General features: G+C 67.2%; 18 protein-coding genes. 11 read left to right on the forward strand and 7 right to left on the reverse strand.

Going from position 1 to position 21718, the window contains the following annotated elements:
• Window positions 1–38 precede the first annotated feature (38 nt).
• On the forward strand, window positions 39–659 hold the full coding sequence (locus AC5P5R_RS14020) for a flavin reductase family protein (protein WP_012479264.1): 621 nt from the start codon (window positions 39–41) through the stop codon (window positions 657–659).
• Between the two features lie 68 nt (window positions 660–727).
• Here AC5P5R_RS14020 and AC5P5R_RS14025 read toward each other — a convergent pair whose 3' ends face one another.
• The 5 genes from AC5P5R_RS14025 to grxC form a co-directional block, all read right to left on the reverse strand.
• Entirely contained in the window at window positions 728–1636 is a 909-nt protein-coding gene (locus AC5P5R_RS14025) for a LysR family transcriptional regulator (RefSeq protein ID WP_012479263.1), read from the reverse strand.
• A 53-nt stretch (window positions 1637–1689) separates the two neighbouring features.
• Window positions 1690–2433, reverse strand: coding sequence for a cysteine hydrolase family protein (locus AC5P5R_RS14030; RefSeq protein ID WP_044569566.1), 744 nt, complete (start codon window positions 2431–2433; stop codon window positions 1690–1692).
• Between the two features lie 252 nt (window positions 2434–2685).
• Window positions 2686–3690 carry an isocitrate dehydrogenase gene (locus AC5P5R_RS14035; RefSeq protein WP_032129081.1) on the reverse strand — a complete coding sequence of 335 codons (1005 nt, stop codon included), beginning with the start codon at window positions 3688–3690 and terminating at the stop codon, window positions 2686–2688.
• 321 nt (window positions 3691–4011) lie between these two features.
• The gene (locus AC5P5R_RS14040) at window positions 4012–4404 is read right to left on the reverse strand and encodes a carboxymuconolactone decarboxylase family protein (protein WP_005412372.1); all 393 of its coding nucleotides are present in this window, start codon (window positions 4402–4404) and stop codon (window positions 4012–4014) included.
• Window positions 4401–4691 (reverse strand): glutaredoxin 3, encoded by a 291-nt coding sequence (gene grxC / locus AC5P5R_RS14045; RefSeq protein WP_004154541.1) that lies wholly within the window; start codon window positions 4689–4691, stop codon window positions 4401–4403. The genes AC5P5R_RS14040 and grxC overlap by 4 nt, the downstream gene beginning before the upstream one ends.
• A 142-nt stretch (window positions 4692–4833) precedes the next feature.
• On the opposite strand from grxC, the gene AC5P5R_RS14050 reads away from it, so the two are divergent.
• The 5 genes from AC5P5R_RS14050 (at window position 4834) to ppx (ending at window position 12719) form a co-directional block, all read left to right on the forward strand.
• The gene (locus AC5P5R_RS14050) at window positions 4834–6480 is read left to right on the forward strand and encodes a M48 family metalloprotease (protein WP_005412370.1); all 1647 of its coding nucleotides are present in this window, start codon (window positions 4834–4836) and stop codon (window positions 6478–6480) included.
• Between the two features lie 116 nt (window positions 6481–6596).
• Window positions 6597–7286, forward strand: coding sequence for a phosphate regulon transcriptional regulator PhoB (gene phoB, locus AC5P5R_RS14055; RefSeq protein WP_005408258.1), 690 nt, complete (start codon window positions 6597–6599; stop codon window positions 7284–7286).
• Between the two features lie 106 nt (window positions 7287–7392).
• A complete protein-coding gene (phoR, locus tag AC5P5R_RS14060) occupies window positions 7393–8724 on the forward strand; it encodes a phosphate regulon sensor histidine kinase PhoR (RefSeq protein ID WP_164281599.1) in 1332 nt (443 codons plus the stop codon).
• Window positions 8725–8728: 4 nt separating this feature from the next.
• Window positions 8729–10816: a polyphosphate kinase 1 gene (gene ppk1, locus AC5P5R_RS14065; protein ID WP_005408256.1), complete on the forward strand. Its 2088-nt coding sequence runs from the start codon at window positions 8729–8731 to the stop codon at window positions 10814–10816.
• 376 nt (window positions 10817–11192) lie between these two features.
• Window positions 11193–12719 carry an exopolyphosphatase gene (ppx, locus tag AC5P5R_RS14070; protein ID WP_060380248.1) on the forward strand — a complete coding sequence of 509 codons (1527 nt, stop codon included), beginning with the start codon at window positions 11193–11195 and terminating at the stop codon, window positions 12717–12719.
• Window positions 12720–12796: 77 nt separating this feature from the next.
• On the opposite strand, the gene AC5P5R_RS14075 is transcribed toward ppx, so the two are convergent.
• Window positions 12797–12970: a hypothetical protein gene (locus AC5P5R_RS14075; protein WP_157803286.1), complete on the reverse strand. Its 174-nt coding sequence runs from the start codon at window positions 12968–12970 to the stop codon at window positions 12797–12799.
• A 143-nt stretch (window positions 12971–13113) separates the two neighbouring features.
• Here AC5P5R_RS14075 and AC5P5R_RS14080 point away from each other — a divergent pair, with 143 nt between their 5' ends.
• The 4 genes from AC5P5R_RS14080 (at window position 13114) to lpxH (ending at window position 18687) form a co-directional block, all read left to right on the forward strand.
• Window positions 13114–16038 (forward strand): TonB-dependent receptor plug domain-containing protein, encoded by a 2925-nt coding sequence (locus AC5P5R_RS14080; RefSeq protein ID WP_099472746.1) that lies wholly within the window; start codon window positions 13114–13116, stop codon window positions 16036–16038.
• A 142-nt stretch (window positions 16039–16180) separates the two neighbouring features.
• Complete coding sequence (locus AC5P5R_RS14085) at window positions 16181–17326, forward strand: glycosyltransferase family 4 protein (protein ID WP_005408252.1); 1146 nt, start codon at window positions 16181–16183, stop codon at window positions 17324–17326.
• The gene (locus tag AC5P5R_RS14090; protein WP_005408251.1) at window positions 17307–17846 is read left to right on the forward strand and encodes a phosphatase PAP2 family protein; all 540 of its coding nucleotides are present in this window, start codon (window positions 17307–17309) and stop codon (window positions 17844–17846) included. The genes AC5P5R_RS14085 and AC5P5R_RS14090 overlap by 20 nt, the downstream gene beginning before the upstream one ends.
• A gap of 94 nt (window positions 17847–17940) precedes the next feature.
• Entirely contained in the window at window positions 17941–18687 is a 747-nt protein-coding gene (gene lpxH / locus AC5P5R_RS14095) for a UDP-2,3-diacylglucosamine diphosphatase (protein ID WP_012479257.1), read from the forward strand.
• A gap of 87 nt (window positions 18688–18774) precedes the next feature.
• Here lpxH and AC5P5R_RS14100 read toward each other — a convergent pair whose 3' ends face one another.
• The gene (locus tag AC5P5R_RS14100) at window positions 18775–20028 is read right to left on the reverse strand and encodes a zinc-dependent metalloprotease (protein ID WP_049449917.1); all 1254 of its coding nucleotides are present in this window, start codon (window positions 20026–20028) and stop codon (window positions 18775–18777) included.
• 225 nt (window positions 20029–20253) lie between these two features.
• Between AC5P5R_RS14100 and AC5P5R_RS14105 the strand changes: the two genes are divergently transcribed.
• Window positions 20254–21711 carry a T6SS phospholipase effector Tle1-like catalytic domain-containing protein gene (locus tag AC5P5R_RS14105; protein ID WP_060380638.1) on the forward strand — a complete coding sequence of 486 codons (1458 nt, stop codon included), beginning with the start codon at window positions 20254–20256 and terminating at the stop codon, window positions 21709–21711.
• Window positions 21712–21718 lie beyond the last annotated feature (7 nt).

Below are 21718 nucleotides of genomic sequence, written 5' to 3' on the forward strand. Positions count from 1 at the left end.
TGTAGAGTCGAGCTGGCCCACACGTCCCCTGCCCCCCCATGCCCGACACCTTTCACAGCTACCGCCCGGCGGAGGGCCACCGCCTGCCGCATGACCCGTTCAACGCCATCATCGGCCCGCGCCCGATCGGCTGGATTTCCAGCCAGGACGCGGGCGGCACGTTGAACCTGGCGCCCTACAGCTTCTTCAACGCCTTCAACTACACCCCGCCGATCATCGGCTTCTCCAGCCAGGGCCGCAAAGACTCGCTGCGCAACATCGAAGCCACCGGAGAGTTCGTCTGGAACCTGGCCACCTTCGACCTGGCCGAGGCCATGAACGAAAGCTGCCGCGCGGTTGCACCGGATGTCGACGAGTTCGCCCTCGCCGGCCTGACCCCGCTGGCATCCACGCAGGTCGCGCCACCGCGTGTGGCACAGAGCCCGGTGAGCATGGAATGCCGCTGCACCCAGATCGTGCGCCTGCGCGATGCCGCCGGACAGGACACCCACGGTTGGCTGGTGCTGGGCGAAGTCGTGGCGGTGCATATCGATGCACGGTTGCTGGTCGATGGCATCTACGACACCGCGGCGGCGGCACCGATCCTGCGCGGCGGCGGCCCCGCCGATTACTTCCGTATCGGCGCCGAACAGCGCTTCCGCATGTTCCGCCCAGCCTGATCCCAGCCCTTTGCGGGGCAACCCGCAGAGTCACCGACGCTATCACCACCACGGCTGCAGCCGCGCGGCTACCCCGCCGAACCCATCGCTGCAGCGTAGTGCGCCGCAAGGTGCTCGACCAGCGCGCGCACCTTGGGGGCGAGCGCGCGTGCATGCGGATACAGCGCGAAATAGCGCCGCTGGCCGGCATGCCAGGCTGGCAGCACGCGGATCAGACGACCGGCGCGCAGGTCCTCCTGCACGGTCAACGCGGTGAACAGGCTGATGCCCATTCCGGCCAGCGCGGCGGCATACAGGGCGGGGGTGGCATCCACGCGCAGGCGCTGCCCGGCGTCAACGCTCACGCTCGCGCCACGCGGCCCCTGCAATTGCCAGGGCGGCATTGACGGCGTGGGACTGAAACCCAGCAGCGTGTGCTGTTCGAGATCTGCTGCCTGTCGCGGCAGGCCATGGCGAGCCAGGTAGGCCGGTGCCGCGACCAGGATGCGCGGGCAGCTGGCCAGCTCGCGCGCGACCAGCTGGCTGTCCGGCAATGAAGCCGCAATGCGCAGGGCCAGGTCGAAACCACCGCCCACCACATCGACCAGCTGATCATCCGCCGACAGGTCCAGCGTGACCTGCGGGTAGCGCTGCAGGAACGAGGGCAGCCAGTGCGGCAGCTCCTGGCTGGCCACCACCTGCGGCACGCTGATCCGTACGCGGCCACTGGGTTGCGCCTGCCCGGCGCGGGCACGGTCGTCGGCCTCCTGCAGGCGGTCCAGCAGCGTTGCCGCCTCGCGGTAGTAGTCGCGCCCGGCCTCGGTCAATGACAACCGACGGCTGTTGCGATCGAGCAGGCGCACCTGCAGGTGTTCTTCCAACTGGCGCAGCTGCCGGGACATCGCCGAGTGGGTGGTCCCCAGGCGTTCAGCGGCCGCGGTGAAACTGCCCGCGTCAACGATGGCGCGCAGCGCACGCAGGGCGGCGAAGTGATCCATCGGCGGGCAGCTCCGTCTGGCGGGGCCCACGGCATGCGGGCCCCGCCAGCTTATCAAGCGCCGTCGCCAGCCTTGCGCACCGGCAGTGCGAGGATCGCGTCAGTCGTCATGACATCGCCGAAGGTGTCCTCGATCTGGGCCAGAGAGGCTTCATGCAGCGCGCGATGGCTGATGCGCTGGCCGCCGGCCAGGTCCAGGTCACGGCTGGCACTGGCATCGGAGGCCACGATCACCCGATAGCCGCGCGGCGCGGCGGCCGCATCGCGCGCGGCACCGGCCACGCAGGCGTGGGTCTGCAGGCCGGTGACGATCAGCGTGTCGATGCCGGCGCTCTTCAGCACCTGGTCGAGCACGGCGGCGGACGCGCCGGCGAACACGCTGACGTTGTCCTTCTGCACCACGGTCTCGCCCTGGCGCGGCTGCAGGTCGCGATGGAAGGCCGCATTGACGCTGCCCTGCGCAAACAGCGGCGCGCCGGCCGGCAGCACATGCTGCACGTGGATCACACCGATGCCATTGGCGCCGGCAAATTCGACCACCCGCTTCGCCTGGCGCAGTGCGGCCATGCCGTCGGGGATGACCATGCGGCCACCGGCAAAGCCCGGTGCGGCGCTGGCATCGAAATACTCGTTCTGGAAGTCGATCACCAGCACGGCGGTCTTCGCTGCATCCAGCGAGGTCGCGACCGGCGCGCCGGCCATCTGGCGGATGGTGGGATGGGCCGGATCAACGGCGGCAACCGGGGCGGTGGCGGCCATGCCGATCAGGCTGGCCAGGCCGAAGGTGGTGAGGTTCATGTGCGGATTCCTGCGATGGGTGTGGAGCACAGGATGCGGAGCGCCTGGCGCACGAACCAGCCCCACAGAGGCACATGATCTGTGCGAAGCTCGCACAGGCCACATCTGTAGCGTCGAGCCATGCTCGACGGCCTTTCTGCGGTTGCCGACACGAAGATCAGTCGAGCATGGCTCGACGCTACACCGGCGGAGAAACGCAACGGGGCGCCCGAAGGCGCCCCGCTGTGGATCCAACCGAGGTCGGCCGGCCGCTTACAGGCGGCTGGCGATGGCCTGGGCAAAGCTCATGGTGGTGCCGGTGCCGCCCAGGTCGCCAGTCAGCGAGTCCTTGGCTTCCATGGTCGCCACGATGGCCTTGCGCAGGCGCTCGGCGTTCTCCGGCTGGCCGACATGGTCCAGCATCTGTGCGGCTGCTAGAAGCAGTGCGCACGGATTGGCCTTGCCCTGGCCGGCGATGTCCGGCGCGGTGCCGTGCACGGCTTCGAAGATCGCCGCGTCCTTGCCGATGTTGGCACCCGGGGCCAGGCCCAGGCCGCCGACCAGACCCGCGCACAGGTCGGAGATGATGTCACCGAACAGGTTGGTGGTGACGATCACGTCGAACTGCTCCGGACGCATCACCAGCTGCATGCAGCAGTTGTCGACGATCATTTCCTGGAACTCGATGTCCGGGTACTGCGCGGCCACTTCACGGGCGACGTTCAGGAACAGGCCCGAGGTCGACTTGATGATGTTGGCCTTGTGCACGGCGGTGACCTTCTTGCGGCCGGTGCTCTTGGCCAGCTCGAAGGCGTAGCGCACGATGCGCTCGGAGCCCTTGCGGGTGATGCGGGTGCCGGAGAAGGCGGTCTCGCCGTCGGCCGACACTTCCTGGCCTTCGGCCAGGTAGGCACCCTCGGTGTTCTCACGAACGGTGATCAGGTCGACGTTGTCGAAACGCGACTTGGTGTTCGGGAAGGTGTGGGCCGGACGCACGTTGGCGTACAGGTCGAAATGGCGGCGCAGGCTGACGTTGATCGAGGTGAAGCCACCACCGACCGGGGTGGTCAGCGGGCTCTTCAGCGCGACCTTGTTGCGCGCGATCGATTCCAGGGTCACCGCCGGCATCAGGTCGCCGTGCTTTTCCAGGGCCACCAGGCCGGCGTCGGCGTCTTCGTACTCCAGGCCAGTCTTGAGCTGGTCGAGCACGAACAGGGTGGCGTCCATGATTTCCGGGCCAATGCCGTCGCCGCGGATGACCGTAATTTTCTGCGTCATTGATCGATGTTCCGAACAGGGGGAAAAACGCCGTCCGGACGTGCCCGGAAACGCCGGCGCAAAGGAAGTTTCACCGGCAATTATGCCTGAGACGGGGCCGAGGTCCCAAATAGACCATGGTCCCAGTGCCCGGCTCAGGCAGAATTGCCCGCGCATTCTTCCTCTACCCCCGCCTGTCGGCGCGCCCCTTCAACAAGAAGGGGCTCCTGGGCTGCTGGATCGCGGGACAGGCCCCCTCGCGGGCCCGGTAGTGCCGGCCGCTGGCCGGCAACCTCGGCCAGGTCGAGTTCAGGCGATGCCGGCCAGCGGCCGGCACTACCCTCAGTGCTCGTGCGCTGCCGGAGCGCTGGCGCCGCCTTCAAGCTGGTCGAGGAAGTCGACCGCGCGGCGCAGGTGCGGGATCACGATGGAACCGCCCACCACCAGGCCGACCGAGAAGGTCTCGAAGAACTCTTCACGGGTCACGCCGGCGTCCTTGCACTGGGCCACGTGGTAGCTGATGCAGTCGTCGCAGCGCAGCACCATTGAGGCCACCAGGCCCAGCAGTTCCTTGGTCTTCACATCCAGCGCGCCGGCCTGGTAGGTCTGCGTGTCCAGTGCGAAGAAGCGCCGCACCACCTGGTTCGGTTCGCCCAGGATGCGTTCGTTCATGCGCTTGCGGAAGTCGGTGAATTCGGCGATGCGGTCCTTGCTGCCGTCGTCGGCCGCGCTCATGCCTGGCCCTGCCCGGCCAGCAGCGGCTCGAGCTTGCCTTCACGGTGCAGGGCCATCATGTCGTCGTAGCCGCCCACGTGGACGTCGCCGACGAAGATCTGCGGCACGCTGGTGCGGCGGGTCAGTGCCATCATCTTCTCGCGCTCGGCCGGGTCCAGGTCGATGCGGACCTCGGTCCACTGCTGGCCCTTGCTCTTCAGGAAGTTCTTGGCGGCCACGCAGTACGGGCAGACGGCGGTGGAATAGATGGTGATGGCGGGGGCGCCGCCGGCGGTCTGGGCTGTCACGGGAAACTCCACGATGGATCGACGGTCTACATATGGTACCGGTGCGCTGGAAATTCCACGCCACCGCCGCAACACTGTGGGTTAACGAATGGTTGCCCCCTGCCCTGCCACGCTTGGCGCGCCCTGCCCGAGGACCTTCCGCTTGCGAGCCCTGCTGCTGACTACCGCCGTTACCCTGGCCCTGGCCATGCCGCTGGCCCAGGCCCAGGAGAAGCTGCCCGACATCGGCTCCTCGGCCGGCGAGCTGCTGACCCCGGCGCGCCAGGCCGAGTACGGCGCGATGATGCTGCGCGAGCTGCGCAACTACGGCTACCTGCTGGACGACCCACTGGTGAACGACTGGCTGCAGACCATGGGCACCCGGCTTGGCTCCAACAGCGACCAGCCGCGCCAGCCCTACACGTTCTTCGTGATGAAGGACCGCCAGATCAACGCCTTCGCCACGCTGGGCGGCTATATCGGGGTCAATGCCGGCCTGGTGCTGACCGCCGAGCGCGAGGACGAGGTGGCTGCAGTGCTGTCGCACGAAATCGCGCACGTCACCCAGCAGCACGTGCTGCGCGGGGTCGAACGCGCCCAGCGCGACCAGATCCCGATCCTGCTCGGCATGCTGGCGGCGGTGGTCGCCGCGCAGGCCAGCAACAGCACCTCCTCCGGCAACGCGACGATGGCCGCGATCAGCTCCGGCATGGGCCTGATGCAGCAGCGGCAGATCAACTACACCCGCTCCAACGAATCGGAAGCCGACCGCCTCGGCATCCGTACCCTGTCGCGCAGCGGCTACGACGTGGATGCCATGGCCGGCTTCTTCGAGCGCATGTCGGCAGCGATGCGCGGCAACGAGGGCGGCTACAGCGTGCCCGAGTTCCTGCGCACCCATCCGGTCAACATCACCCGCATCAGCGAGGCCAAGGCCCGCGCCGAGCAGATGAAGAAGGACACGGTGCTGCTGACCACCAGCACCCCCAGCGGCGAGCGCAGGGAGCGGGTGAATCCAGCCGATCCGGGCCTGGCCGAGCCCCTGCTGCGAGGAAACAACCCCTTGCTGCCCAGCAGCGTGCTGCGCGTTCCGGTCGGCCAGCTGGCCCGTGGCGCCAGCGGCGACTTCGAGTGGGCACGCGAGCGCCTGCGCGTGCTGAGCGCCGATTCCACCGCCGAGCTGGAGCGCGAATACGCGGACATGGCCAAGCGGCAGAAGGACGGTCTCAACGACGCCCAGCGCTATGGCCAGGCGCTGGCGGTCATGCGCGGCGGCCGCAGCGGTGCCACGCAGGCCCGGCAGACCCTGGCCAGCCTGCTGCAGACCCGCCCGGACAACCTGTGGCTGGCACTGGGCCTGGGCGAGGCCGAATCGCGTGCCGGGCTGGGCGCGCAGGCCAACACCCGTTTCGAGCAGCTGCTGCGCGAGCACCCCAACAGCCGGCCCGTGGCCCTGACCTACGCCGAGATCCTGAACGAACAGGGCACCCGCGAGGCGGGCCAGCGCGCGCAGGCCATGCTGCGGCCCCTGCTGTCGCAAAGTGGTAACGATCCGGTCTTCCAGCAGCGATACGCCCGCGCCAGCGAGCTGGCCGGTGACAGCGTGCGCGCCAGCGAGGCCTATGCCGAGGCCGCCTTCCTCAGCGGCCGCCCGGAGCAATCGCTGATGCAGCTGCAGGCCCTCAAGCGCAACCCGGCGCTGGACTACGTGGGCCGGGCGCGGGTGGATGCGCGCATCGAGGCGATCACCCCCACCGTGCTGGAGCTGCGCCGCCAGGGCGTGCAGGACCCGGACCTGGACCGCCGCTGAGTGTTGCATGACCGGTCGATGGCAATCCCGACCGGTTCCGGCCAGGTAGTCACAAACATGTCATCAAACCGTAGTCTACTGGCACCACTCCAGTAACCGAGCCCTACGGTGTCCTCGTGCAGAAACGCATCCTGATCGTCGATGACGAGCCCGCGATCCGTGAAATGGTCGCCTTCGCCCTGCGCAAGGGCGATTACGAACCGGTCCACGCCGGCGATGCCCGTGAGGCCCAGACCGCCATCGCCGACCGCGTCCCCGACCTGATCCTGCTGGACTGGATGCTGCCCGGCACCAGCGGCCTGGACCTGGCCCGCCGCTGGCGCAAGGAAACGCTGACCCGCGAAGTGCCGATCATCATGCTGACCGCCCGCGGTGAAGAGAACGACCGCGTAGGTGGCCTTGAAGCCGGCGTCGACGACTATGTGGTCAAGCCGTTCTCGGCGCGCGAACTGCTGGCCCGCATCCGTGCGGTCATGCGCCGCGCCCGCGAGGACGACGAGGACGGCAGCGTGGCCGTCGGCCCGATCCGCATCGACGGCGCCGCCCATCGCGTGTTCGCCAACGACCAGCCGGTGCCGATCGGCCCGACCGAGTACCGCCTGCTGCACTTCTTCATGACCCACCCCGAGCGCGTCTACACCCGCGCCCAGCTGCTGGACCATGTGTGGGGCGGCAGCGTGTACGTGGAGGAGCGCACCATCGACGTGCACATCCGCCGCCTGCGCAAGACGCTGGAACCGTTCAACGCCGAGAACATGGTGCAGACCGTGCGCGGCGCCGGCTACCGCTTCTCCACCGCGACCTGAGTCTCGTCGTGCCGACGCCGCGCACCCGCGGGTGCCGGCGCCGGCAACTCTGCTATAACCCTCGGTTCACCCCAGTGAACCGCCGCACTTCAACGACGAGATCGCAATGCCCCGCCACATCCGCTCTGCCTGGTTGAAGACCCTGGCCACCGTTGCCGCGGTACTGCTGTTCTCCGGACTGGTGGGGTGGTTCACGGGTCACCTGTGGCTGTGCATCGCACTGGGCGCGATGGCCACCCTGGCCTGGCATTACTGGCGGCTGCGCAGCGTGCTGCGCCGGCTGACCGCGCGCCAGCGCTGGGATACCGCCGAGGAAGGCACCGGCGTCTGGAACGAGCTGGACCGCCTGCTGTACCGCAACCAGGTGGAAATGCGCGTTCGCAAGCGCCGCCTGCTCGACATGCTGCGCAGCTACCGCGCCGCTGCCGCCGCGCTGCCCGATGCCGTGGTGGTGCTGGACCGCAACAGCCAGCGCGTGCAGTGGTTCAACGAAGCGGCCACCGCCCTGCTTGGCCTGCATCATCCGGGCGACCTCGGCGAGGCGCTGGTCGAACGCCTGCAGCCGATGCCGCTGGCGCACTGGCTGGCCGGCGGCCGCAACGCCGAGCCGATCCTGGACGTGCCCTCACCGGTCGATCCTGCGATCCGCCTGAACCTGCGACTGATTCCGTATTCTTCGGACTACTGGCTGCTGATCGCCCGCGACGTCAGCAAGCTGCTGCGCCTGGAACAGGTGCGCCGCGACTTCGTCGCCAACGTTTCACACGAACTGCGCACGCCGCTCACCGTGGTCCACGGTTACCTGGACATGATGGACCCGGAGGATTTCCCGGGCACCGGTCCGATGCTGGAAGAAATGCGCAAGCAGAGCCAGCGCATGGCCCAGCTGGTGGAAGACCTGCTGACCCTGTCGCGGCTGGAGTCGCAGGAGCACAGCGAGGAAGAGACCGTCGCCATGCAGCCGATGCTGGCCACACTACGCCGCGAGGCCGAAGCGCACAGCCAGGGCCGCCACCAGATCAGCATCGACGATCTGGCCGGCGTCGACCTGCAGGGTTCCACCAAGGAGCTGCATAGCGCCTTCTCCAACCTGGTCACCAATGCGGTGCGCTATACGCCGGCCGGTGGCCGCATCGCCGTGGAGTTCCGTCGCGAAGGCGAGGGCGCGGTGCTGGCGGTGCGCGATTCCGGTTACGGCATCCCGGCTTCCCACCTGCCACGCCTGACCGAACGTTTCTACCGTGTCTCCAGCAGCCGCTCCCGCGAAAGCGGCGGTACCGGCCTGGGCCTGTCCATCGTCAAGCACATCCTCGGCCTGCACCACGCGCGGCTGGAGATTGAAAGCGAGGTCGGCAAGGGCTCGGTGTTCTCCTGCCATTTCGATGCCGACCACGTGCGCCCGCGCGAGTCCGCCCCCCTGACTTCCATCGAAGAATGACGCCATGAGCAGCCTCGGATCCCTCCCCCTCCCCGTGAGCCCGGACAACGATCCGTTGCGCGACCCGGCGCTCTACATCAACCGCGAGCTGTCGCAGCTGGATTTCAACTTCCGCGTGCTGGCGCAGGCGATGGATCCGCAGGTGCCGCTGCTGGAGCGCCTGCGCTTCATGTGCATCTCCTGCACCAACCTGGACGAGTTCTTCGAGATCCGCGCCGCCGCCGTCCGCCACGCGCAGGAATTCGGCCTGCCACCGGCACCGGACGGGATGAGCCCGCAGGCCATCCTCAACGCCATCCACGACCGCGCGGCACAACTGGTCGACCAGCAGTACCGCTGCTGGAACGAGACGCTGCGCCCGGCGCTGATGGAGGCCGGCATCGGCGTGCTCGGCCGCCACTCCTGGACCGATCGGCAGAGGCGCTGGCTGCGCGCCTATTTCCGCAACGAGATCATGCCGGTGCTGTCGCCGCTGGGCCTGGACCCGGTGCACCCGTTCCCGAAGATCCTCAACAAGTCGCTGAACATCGTGGTGGTGCTGAAGGGCACCGACGCATTCGGCCGCGCCGGCCATCTGGCCATCGTGCGTGCGCCGCGCTCGCTGCCGCGCATCATCCAGCTGCCGGAGAAGCTCGGCGGGTCGCAGAATTTCGTGTTCCTGTCCTCGGTGCTGTCCACCTTCGTCGATGAGCTGTTCCCGGGCATGGAAGTCCAGGGGGCCTACCAGTTCCGCGTCACCCGCAACTCCGAGCTGGTGGTGGACGAGGAGGAGGTGGAGAACCTGGCGCTGGCACTGCGCGACGAACTGGTCGATCGCGGCTACCGGCCGGCGGTGCGGCTGGAAATCGCGCAGGACATGCCGCGCGAGATCGTGCGCACCCTGCTGCAGAACTTCGGCCTGACCGAGAACGCGGTGTACCGCATCGACGGCCCGGTCAACCTCAACCGCATCATCCAGTTGTACGACCTGATCGCACAGCCGGACCTGAAGTACCCGCCAATGACCCCGCGCACGCTGCGCGACAGCGACGGCATCTTCGAAACCGCGGCGCGCCAGGATCTGCTGCTGCACCACCCGTTCGATGCTTTCACCGCGGTGCTGGACCTGATCCGGCAGGCGGCGATCGACCCCAACGTGCTGGCGATCAAGCAGACCCTGTACCGCACCGGCAAGGATTCGCTGATTGTCGATGCGCTGATCCAGGCTGCGCGCAACGGCAAGGACGTGACCGTGGTCGTTGAACTGCGCGCACGCTTCGACGAAGAGGCAAACCTGGGCCTGGCCGATCGCCTGCAGGAAGCCGGCGTACAGGTGGTGTACGGCGTGGTCGGCTACAAGACCCACGCCAAGATGCTGCTGATCGTGCGCCGCGAGGGCCGCAAGCTGCGCCGCTATGTACACCTGGGCACCGGCAACTACCACAGCGGCACCGCCCGCGCGTACACCGACATCAGCCTGATCACCGCCGATGCGGACATCGGCAACGACGTGCACCTGCTGTTCCAGCAGCTGTCCGGGCTGGCCTCGAAGATGAAGCTCAAGCGCCTGCTGCAGTCGCCCTTCACCCTGCACACCGGCATCCTCGGCCGCATCGAGCGCGAAACGCGCATCGCCGCCGCCGGTCGCCCCGCGCGGATCATCGCCAAGATGAACGCGTTGAACGAACCGCAGGTGGTGCGCGCGCTGTACGCCGCCTCGCAGGCCGGCGTGCAGATCGACCTGATCATCCGCGGCGCCTGCACCCTGCGCCCGGGTGTGCCGGGCATTTCGGACAACATCCGCGTGCGCTCGATCGTCGGCCGCTTCCTGGAGCACAGCCGCGTCTACTGGTTCGGCAACGACGGCGCACCGGAGATGTACTGCGCCAGCGCCGACTGGCTGGAGCGCAACCTGCTGCGCCGGGTCGAGACCTGCTTCCCGATCCTCGACCCGGAGCTGGCCAAGCGAGTCTACCGCGAGGTGCTGCAGAACTACCTGGACGACAACCTCAACGCCTGGGAACTGGATGCCGACGGCATCTACCACAAGCGTGCCCCGGCGCACGACGAAGCCCCGCATTCTGCGCAGATGGCATTGATGCAGGGCCTCTGATCCGGTACGTGTCGACCAAGGTCGGCGCGTTTGGACTCATCCACGCATGGCGTGGATCTACCGTGTCGACCAAGGTCGACACCCACCAGCAGCCGCACAGCACGCCGTCCCGGCAGATCGCAGGGAACTGTCGAAGGCGGGGTGGGTCCGGTTGCGGGGGTGTCCGCGGCATGGATGCCGCGGCCAAGCCCCCAAGGATGGGTTCACGGCGTCCCCCGCAACCGGATCCACCCCGCCATCCCACGGATACCGCTTTTGACGTTGACGTTGACGTTGCCTCTGCGGGTGCAGGGCGCAGCCCTGCCGCACTCCCCTCTTCCAAAATGTGAAGGCCGCGCGGTGACGAGCACACCGCCCCTTCGGCTAACATTCGCCCATGCCGCATACCACTACGACTCCGCCCGCATTGCAGGATGGCGACCTGCTGGCCGCCATCGACCTTGGCTCCAATAGTTTCCACATGGTCATCGCGCGCTACACGCTCGGCCAGCTGCGGGTGATCGACCGCCTGCGCGAGACCGTGCGCATGGCCGATGGCCTGGATGGCAAAGGTGGGCTCTCTTCCGCCGCACGGCAGCGCGCGCTGGAATGCCTGGCCCGTTTCGGCCAGCGCATCCGCAATGTGCCGCCGCACCGGGTACGCGCGCTGGCCACCAACACCGTACGCCAGCTGCGCTCGCCGCAGTCGTTCCTGGTCCCGGCCGAAACCGCGCTGGGGCATGCCATCGAAGTGGTCAGTGGCCGCGAAGAAGCGCGCCTGATCTACCTCGGCGTGGCCCACGCGCAACCGCCCAAGCCCGGCCAGCGCCGGCTGGTCATCGACATCGGCGGCGGCTCCACCGAATTCATCATCGGCATGGGCATGCAGACCCTGGAGCGTGAAAGCCTGCAGGCCGGCTGCATCGCCAGCACCCGCCGCTTCTTCCCCGGCGGCAAGCTGAGCAAGAAGCGCTGGAAGGACGCGCTGGCCGAGATCGGCCGCGAATTCCAGCCCTTTGCCAGCAAGTACCGCGCACTGGGCTGGCAGGAAGCGCTCGGATCTTCGGGCACGCACAAGGCAATCAGCGAGATCTGCGCGACGATGAAGCTGAGCAAAGGCGCGATCAACGCCGAGGCCCTGCCCCAGCTGCGCGACGAGCTGCTGAAGGCCAAGAAGATCGACGACATCCAGTTGCCGGGCCTGTCCAGCGACCGCCGCCCGATCATCGCCGGCGGCATCCTGGTGCTGGAGGCCGCCTTCCAGGCCCTGGGTCTGCAGAAGCTGCTGGTCAGCAAGGCGGCGATGCGCGAAGGCATCCTGTACGACATCGTCGGCCGTGCCGGTGAGAACGACCTGCGCGACGAATCGGTGGCCGCGCTCAGCCAGCGCTACGGCATCGACACGGTACAGGCCGACCGCGTGCAGGACACCGCGCTGTCGCTGCTGGAGCAGGTGCAGGAGCGCTGGAAACTCGATGCCGACGACGCACGCATGCTCGGCTGGGCCGCGCGCCTGCACGAGCTGGGCCTGATGATTGCCCACAGCGGCTACCACGTGCATGGCAGCTACGTGCTGGAACACTCGGACATCGCCGGCTTCTCGCGGCAGGAGCAGCAGATGCTGGCCGCACTGGTACGCAGCCATCGCCGCAGCGTGACCAAGACCGCGTTCGACGCCCTGCCCGAGCGCCTGCTGCTGACCGCACGCCGGTTGGCCGCCCTGCTGCGCCTGGCGGTACTGCTCAACCGCGCACACGAGGACGATCCGCTGCCGGCATTGGAATTGACCGCGGACGACAATCGCCTGTCGCTGATCGTGCCGCAGGCCTTCATCGATGCGCGCCCGCTGCTCCGCGCCGACCTGATCGGCGAGACCGACGGCATCGCCGGGCTGGGCATCCAGTTCCGGCCGTTCGTGGCCTGATCCCTACGGCCAGGGCGGCACGTCATGACGCGTCGCCAAAGGCCTGTTCCGCGCGTGTTCGACAAACTGTTGAAGCTCTACGACCAGGGCCCTTCGGAGCCGTGGTCTTTTCTGTTTCCGCGCAGGCTGTCGCTGCCAACAAATGCCATGACGCTTTCGGTCCAGAGTCGGGGCGAGGGTGCATCGTCCATCGCTCCGCCGTCGATCAGATCAATCGATTGATTCACTTCCGGTTTGTGCGGAAGCGTCATGCCGCTCCATGGCGATTTCGTCCTTTCCCCATACATCTCCCTCTCCTCCTTCACTAGGTTCGAACAACCACCGCCTGCGGTGGCGTTGGCGCGGCCCGCTTGGCTGCGCACCGAAGACTTCGAAGACTGAGAGAGAGACACCCATGACCATCCGTATTCCCGCACTGGGGCTGGCGATCCGTCGTGCGCTTGCAATCACGGCGACCACAACCCTGGCCGTTCCAGCGCTCGCGCAGCAGGCACCGGAAGCCACCACGCTGGACCGCATCGAAATCACCGGCTCACGCATCCGCCAGGTCGACCTGGAAACCGCACAGCCGGTGCTGACCGTCAGCCGCGCCGACATCGAGCGACAGGGCTTCAACTCCGTTGCCGACATCCTGCAGAACCTGACCGCGACCGGCAGCCCGGCATTGAGCCGCGCCAGCCCGTTGAGCGCCGGCGAAGCCGCCGGCGGCAGCTACATGAACATGCGTGGCCTCGGTGCCCAGCGCACCCTGGTGCTGGTCAACGGCAAGCGGCTGGGCATGACCACTTCGGGTTTTCAGGACATCTCCAGCATTCCTGCCGCTGCGGTGGAACGCATGGAAGTGCTCAAGGACGGTGCCTCGGCCATCTACGGGTCCGACGCGATGGCCGGCGTGGTGAACATCATCACCCGGCGCAACGTTCAGGGTGTAACCGCCAACGTCTATCACGGCCAATACAGTGAAGGCGACGGTGCCCGTACCCAGTACGACGTGGTTGCCGGCTGGTCCAATGACCGTGCTTCCATCAGCGTTGCTGCCGAGCATGTCGAAGAAAAGGGCGTCTGGGCCAGAGACCGCGGCTTCAGTGCCTATACCTATACCGACGGCCACGCGGATGACGGCTGGACCACGGTCGGCCAGTGGGGTCGCATCACCGGCTTCAAGGGCCCCGGCTGCAGCAACAGCCGGGGCTGCAGCTACTCGCTCGACCGTGGCAGCCAGCCAGGTGGGCCGGACAGCTTCCACCTCAGCGACAACACACCGTTCACCGGTGATGTCAGCAACAGCAACGAGCAGATGCATCTGCAGACGCCGATCAAGCGCGATTCAATCTTCGTCGATGCGCGCGTGGAGCTGAACGACCAGGTCCGTTTCAACACCCAGCTGGCCTACAACCGGCGCACCACCACGCGCCAGATTGCCGGCTATCCCTTCCAGTCCGGCCCAGCCGGCATCACCCCGATGTCGGCCGACAGCTGGTTCAATCCGTTCGGCAGCCATCACGGCTACGACACGCCCAGCGATGTGCACTGGAACCGTCGTACCTGGGAGATTCCTCGCGTCAGCACCAGCGATCTGACCACCTGGCAGGCCGTCGCGGCACTCGAGGGCAACTTCGAATTCGGCGGTCGCGACTTCGACTGGGAAGCGGGTTACCAGTACAACCGCAGTGAGCTGACCCAACGTGCCACCGGCAACCTGCACAAGCAGCGCGTGGCCGATGCCACCGGTCCTTCGTTCTACAACCCGGCAACCGGCAAGGTCGAATGCGGAACGCCAGATGCGCCGATCGCAGGCTGCAAACCCTGGAACCCGCTGGTTCCGTATGGCCAGGACGATCCCTATGGCCTGACCGGCAACACGGAGCTCCAGGATTGGCTGTTCCCGGAAGAACTCACCCGCGGCCGCACCACCACCCGCAACCTGTTCGCCAACCTCAGCGGCAGCCTTGCCAGCCTGCCCGCCGGTGAGCTGGGCTTCGCCGTGGGGGCCGAGAGCCGCCGCGAGGACGGCCGCTTCATCCCTGATGCACTTGCGCAGACCGGTGCCACCACCAACCTGGCGGCAGGCCCCACCGGTGGCGGCTACCGCGTCGACGAGGCCTACCTGGAACTGAGCGTGCCGGTGCTGCGCGAGCTCGCCGGCGCCCGCGAACTGACCCTCAGCGCGGCGACGCGGTACTCGGACTACTCCACCTTCGGCGGAACCCTCAACAGCAAGTTCGGCTTCACCTGGAAGCCGATCGATCAGCTGCTGGTCCGCGGCACCTGGGCACAGGGCTTCCGTGCGCCGACCATCGCCAACCTGTACGGCGGCGGCTCGGAGACGTTCACCACCGGCTTCCGCGATCCCTGCGATACGGTCCATGGCGCAGCCGCAAGCAGTGCCGAGGTCCGCGCGCGCTGTGCTGCCGACATCGCCAACGCCGACACCTACCGCCAGCTCGGCCAGGGCAATGAACCCATCACCGGCAGCAGTGGGCAGACGCCCCTGCCCTTCACCAACGGCTCCAATCCCGACCTGCAGCCGGAAACTTCGACCAGCCGCACTCTGGGCCTGGTCTGGAGCCCGACGTTCGCCGAAGGGCTTCACATCGCACTGGACTGGTGGAAGATCCGCATTGACAACACCATCGTCTCCGACCATCCCAACGACATCCTTCGCGACTGCTACGAGCTGGGTATTGCCGAGCGCTGCAGCAGCTTCACCCGCGACCCGGAGCTGGGCATCGTCAACAAACTCAACTTCGGCAACCGCAACAGCGGCTTCCGCCAGGCAGAAGGCTACGACCTGGAGATCGGCCACAAGGTCGAAACCCGCTGGGGCAGGTTGAGCGCTGACTGGAAGTCCACCTATGTGGTCAACGCCGAAGAGAAGACCACCAACGAAGCCGGCGTACCGGCCATCCCCAGCAATGGCATTGCCACCAACGGCGGCATCGGCTTCCGCGTGCGCTCCAACGCGTCGCTGGGCTGGGAGCATGGCAACCTCGGCCTGACCTGGGGCCTGCGTTACTTCTCCGCCGTCAAGGAACGCTGCCTGGGTGCGGAGGATTATCCGAACGAGTGTTCCCACCCCGACCAGCGCGCGCCGTGGTTCAGCGGTACGCGCGACTACAACCGTCGTGGATCGGTCACCTTCCATGACGTGCAGGCGCGCTACAGCCTGCCGTGGGACGCCACCGTTTCGATCGGCGCCAACAACGCGTTCGGCCGCCAGGGCCCGGCCATGTACAGCCAGCCGAGTGCCAACTTCTCCTACTACGGTGGCTTCGACATCGGCCGTTTCATCTACATGAAATACCAGCAGCGCTTCTGATCCACGCACCACGCACGGTGCCCACCACGGCCCTTCGGGGCCGTGATGGCGTACGCTTCCGGCCGCGTCATCTGCCGGTCGCAAAGCGGTCACATCGGCTACATCGCCAGGCCCGAGCATGCCGGAAACCCGGAGGCCCGCCATGCGCTATGCCATCGTCACCGAGACCTATCCGCCGGAAGTGAACGGCGTTGCCCTCACCGTGCAGGGGCTGGAGCAGGGACTGCGCAATTCCGGCCATGAGATCGACCTGATCCGGCCCCGCCAGGCCAACGAAGCGCTGGACTCCGCACCGGGCACCCTGTTGGTTCCCGGCGCCGCCCTGCCGCGCTACCCCGGCCTGCGCTTCGGCATGCCGGCACCGATCCGGCTCGGTCGCCATTGGCAGCAGCAACGCCCGGATGCCGTCTATGTCGCCACCGAAGGCCCACTGGGCTGGTCGGCGGTGCGCACCGCACGGCGCCTCGGCATCCCGGTGGCCAGTGGCTTCCACACCCGCTTCGACGAGTACCTGCCCGACTACGGCGTGGCCTGGCTGCAGGCCGCCGCGATGCGCTGGATGCGCCGCTTCCACAACCAGGCCGATGCAACCCTGGTACCTACCCGCGAACTGCAGCAGTTCCTCGGCGAACAGGGCTTCGAACGCGTGCGCCTGCTGGCGCGCGCGGTCGACAGCCAGCAGTTCGATCCGAACCGCCGTGACCCTGCCCTGCGCGAAGAGTGGGGCGTGGACGGCAACGGCCTGGTGGCGATCTACGTCGGCCGCATCGCCGCGGAAAAGAACCTCGGCCTGGCGGTGAAGGCCTTCCGTCGGTTGCAGCAGATCCGTCCGAAGGCCCGCTTCGTGTGGGTGGGCGATGGCCCGGCCCGCGAAAAGCTGGCGCATGAAAATCCCGACTTCATCTTCTGCGGCGTCCAGCGTGGCGATGCGCTTGCACGTCATTTCGCCAGCGGCGATCTGTTCCTGTTCCCCAGCCGCAGCGAGACCTTCGGCAACGTGACCCTTGAAAGCATGGCCAGCGGTGTGGCAACGGTGGCCTTCGACTATGGCGCGGCGCGCGAGTACCTGCGCAATGGCGAGAATGGCGCTGCAGTGGACAACGACGAGCAGTTCATCGACGCGGCCGTGCAACTGGCCGCGGATGACGCGCAGCGCCACGTGCTGGGCAGCAACGCCGCACGCGCCATGAAGCGCCTGCATCCGCAGCAGGTGGTGGCGGAATTCGACGCCCTGCTGGCCGAACTGGCCCAGTCGCGGAGGACCGGCCATGCGCACAACGCGGCTTGAACTGCTGGCCGACCGCGAAGCGCGCCTGTGCCGGCGGGCCAACCACTACTGCCGCCGCCGCCGTGTGCGCCGCCTGTTCGCGGTCATCAGCCGGCTCGGTGATGGCGTGTTCTGGTATGTGCTGATGGGCGCCCTGGTGCTGCTTGATGGCTTCGACGGCCTGCGCGCATCGGTGCACATGGCCGCCACCGGCCTGGCCGCGCTGTTGCTGTACAAGGGCCTCAAGCGCTGGACCCGGCGCCCGCGCCCGTATGCCGCCGACCTGCGCATCCGTGCCTGGGTGGCACCGCTGGACGAGTTCAGCTTCCCCTCCGGGCATACCCTGCACGCGGTGTCGTTCACCATCGTGGCGCTGGCCTATTACCCGTGGCTGGCGCCACTGCTGGTGCCGTTCACCGCGGGCGTGGCGCTGTCGCGGGTGGTACTCGGCCTGCACTACCCGTCCGATGTGCTGGCCGCCACCGGCATCGCCATCGGGCTGGCCTCGGCCAGCCTGGCCTGGTTACCGTTGCCGGTGTAGCCCCCGGGGTCAGATCCGTTTTCCTTCGGGGAGGGATCTGATCCCCACGATGCCGGCGGCGCTACCGTCATCGTTGATGCCCTAGAATGCCCGCATGACCACGTTGTTCATTTCCGACCTGCACCTGGACCCCAGCCGTCCGGAGATCACCGACCTGTTCCTGCGCTTCCTGCGCGAGCAGGCGCCCGGCGCCGATGCGCTGTACATCCTCGGCGACCTGTTCGAAGCCTGGATCGGTGACGACACTCCCTCGCCCGCCGCCGACGCGGTGGCCGATGCACTGAAGGTGCTGTCCGACAGCGGCGTGCCGGTGTACTTCATCCGCGGCAACCGTGACTTCCTGCTTGGCGAGGACTACGCGCGCCGTGCCGGCCTGCGCATCCTGCCCGACCCGTGCATGATCGACCTCTACGGTCGCCCGGTGCTGCTGCAGCACGGTGACCTGCTGTGCACCGATGACATTCCCTACCAGCAGTTCCGTGCACAGACGCGTGACCCGGCGTTCCAGGCACAGTTCCTGTCACAGCCGCTGGCAGCGCGTATCGCGTTCGCGCAGAAGGCGCGCGAAGCCAGCCAGGCCCGCCAGTCGGAAATGAAGCAGGGTGATCGCGCGCAGTTCGAGACCGTCACCGACGTGGCGCCGTCCGAAGTCGATGCCACGTTCGCGCGCCATGGCGTGGACACGATGATCCATGGCCACACCCACCGCCCGGCGATCCATTCGCTGCAGGCCGGTGGCCGTGCCTGCACCCGCATCGTGCTGGGCGACTGGTACGAGCAGGGTTCGGTGCTGCGCGTGGATGCCGGCGGCTGGTCGCTGGATACGCTCGCGCGCGAATGATGGGTCCGAGGGTGCCAACCAAGGTTGGCATCTACCCGGGCAGGTGCACGTGCCCGGGTAGACGCCGCGCCTGGTCGGCGCCTGGCCTCAGCGGAAGGCCGCGATGGTGGCCTTGGTATTGACCAGCACGCGCTGGTTGTCGGCGGTACTGGCATTGCCCATCGGGATGCCGTTGTAGCTGATGTTCGGGTTCGACCAGTAGTTCAGGCGCGGGCAGCTGCGGGTGCAGTTGTAGGCCATGATCGTGCGCCAACCGGTGCCGGTGGCAGGCTCGTAGCGATAGCCGTGGCCATAGGCGTAGGGCGAGGTGCTCGAGTCGGTCGCGATATCATGCCGCGCGCTCTGCAGGTGGCCGATCTCGTGTGCGAAGGAGTAGTAGCCGGTCGCGCAATCCCAGTACACCGCCGCGAAGGCGGTCGATGCCGTCGAACCGATGCCCGAGGCCAGGCCGCAGTACGCGGTGTTGTTGATCAGCAGCACGCCCACGTCGGCCGCCGTGTTGTTGCGGCTGGTGTGGATGCTGTCCATGTAGCCATCACTGGTGCCGCGGAAGCGCGCCAGATCGGTATCGAAGCTGCCGGACTCGGTGTAACTGGTGGTCTCGTAACCGGCCAGCTGCATGGTGATTCCAACGTTGCTGTTGACGTAACCCTGGTTGGACTCGGCCACCGCCAGCTGCACCAGCGACTGCATGTTGCCGCCATAGGCAGTGACCGCCGCATTGGTCGCCACCACCAGCACGCGGATGGTCGCCGGCGTTCCCGACGAGGCCTGCGCGATGCCGATGTGGTCGTTGTCGGCCATCGGGATCTTCGGCAGCTGGTTGTAGTCAGCCGGATGATCGGCTGGCATCCTCGATTCGTCGACTTCGACCAGCACGTGGCGGTTACCCAGTGGACGCAGGCGATAAAGCTTGCCGTCCTTGCGGATCGAACCGGTGATGGTGTCGCCCGAACGTACCAGGATCAACGAATTGCCCGGATCGTCCTGGCCGCTGGAGGTGGCGGCGGTCAACCGGTCGGACGGCGAACGGAACTGGCCGTACCAGATGCTGCCACCATCGGGCAGCGCCTCGACCTTGCTGCGCACCGCCTGCACCCGTTTGCCGAGCAGCTCGAATTCCAGCTGCGGCTGCGCCGTAGCCGCCGCGTCGACACGCACTTCCTGCACCGTCGCCGTGGACGGGGTGGCCAGCAGCTTGCCGAGTGCAGGCTCGCTGTTGGCCGATGCCCGGCTGATGACCGTCACCGGTTCGAACAACGGTGCCGCGTGCGCGGCTGCCGCCACCGACAAACCCAACACCAGGCCACCTGCCGCTTTGCCAATCGATCTGGACAACATTGCGTCGCTCCTTGAATGATGTGAACAGCGTTGATGCAGCACGCCCGGGTTTGCCGGGTTTGGCCATATGGCCTGCGCGGGTCGTGTGAATTCAATAGAAGATGGAAATGAAAATCAGGAACTGTGATCGACCGCATCTGCGTTAAGTAAGGTCAAAAGCGTCACTACACTTCGCCAATACACCGCTTTCGCGCTACCGTGACGCGGCCACGACGGGGAATGCACATGGCACCAGCGAAGGACACGGACGAAGATGTCGGCTTGCTGCGGATCGGCCTGTTCTTCGACGGCACCCGCAACAACGCACACAACCTGGCGCGCGGCCGTCCGCAGGTTCCGCAGCCTCGACCGGCGCAGCTGCGCGCGGACGATGATTCGACCTACCAGAGCCGGCTGACCAGCAGCTACGACAACGGCCTGACCAACATCGCGCGCCTGCAGCAGCTGTATCCGGACAGCCGCCGTGATGCGATGGCCGCTCCCTCGCTGTCGATCTATGTCGAAGGCGTGGGTACCCGCGATGATGCCGACGACGATCTGATCGGGCTGGCCTTCGGCATCGGTGCCAGTGGCGTTCGCGCGAAAGTGCAGCGCGCGCTGCAGGTGCTGCTGCCGGCCGCACTGTCGGGACTATCCGCACGCTGGCAGCGACCGCTGCATGGCGTGCAGCTGGACCTGTTCGGTTATTCACGCGGTGCTGCTGCCGCACGTGACATCGCCAACCAACTGCAGGGCTGGGACAGCGTGCGCTGGCGCCAGCTGCTGCAGGCCGCCGGCCTGTCCTGCACTGCGAACTTCGCCCCGGCCACGCCGGTGCTGCGCTTCATCGGGCTGTTCGACACCGTTGTCGCAGTCAATGGCGGCCGCGCCGATGAGCGGCCGCAGCTGGCCCTGCACAGCGGCATCGCCGGTCGCGTCGTGCAGCTCACTGCACGCGATGAACATCGCCAGCACTATCCGTTGACCAGCGTGGCACCGCCGTTTGCCGAGATCGCCCTACCCGGCGTACACGCCAATATCGGCGGTGGCTACAACCAGCTGGAAGAAGGTCCCAAGCTGCTCAGCCGCCCGCGCCGGCAACAGTTGCGCCGCCCCGCGGTTGCCGACTACCAGGTCCCTCCACTGGCGTTGCTGCGGGCCACCACGGTCTACGCTGAAACGCAGGCCGATGCCGAACGCTGGCGCCAGCAGCTGGGCGTGGGTGAGAAGGAGGTCTGGGTGGATGTCTGGCACCAGTGGCAGCAGCAGCGTCGCGCCGGCAGCCGCAGCGTGCTGTTGTCACCGGTGCTGTATGTGACCGCCGCGGTGGTGCTGCGTCGGCGCATCGACTGGCGTTACCAGCTGATCGCACTGCAGGTGATGCAGCAGCAGGCCATCGACGCCGGCGTGCAATGGACCGCCAATGCCGCCGAGGTTCCTGGCTGGGAGCTGCCGTCCGCCCTGCAGCCGATCGCACGGCGCCTGGTGGCCGGACAGCCGCTGACGCAGACACAGGAGGCGCTGCTGCGCCGGCGTTACCTGATGCAGTCGGCGCACTGGAACTTCGATGCACTGGGCGACACCGCACTGACCTACGCCGCCGATGCCGGCGTCAGCGAACTACCCTACCGGCCGGGTCCCGGCCTGTTCTACATCAACCGGCCGACGGTGGATGGCAAGCGCGTGGTATTGCCGAACGCCTGAAAAAAGG

It is taken from the genome of Stenotrophomonas sp. YJH_SMC_19 (assembly GCF_059367915.1).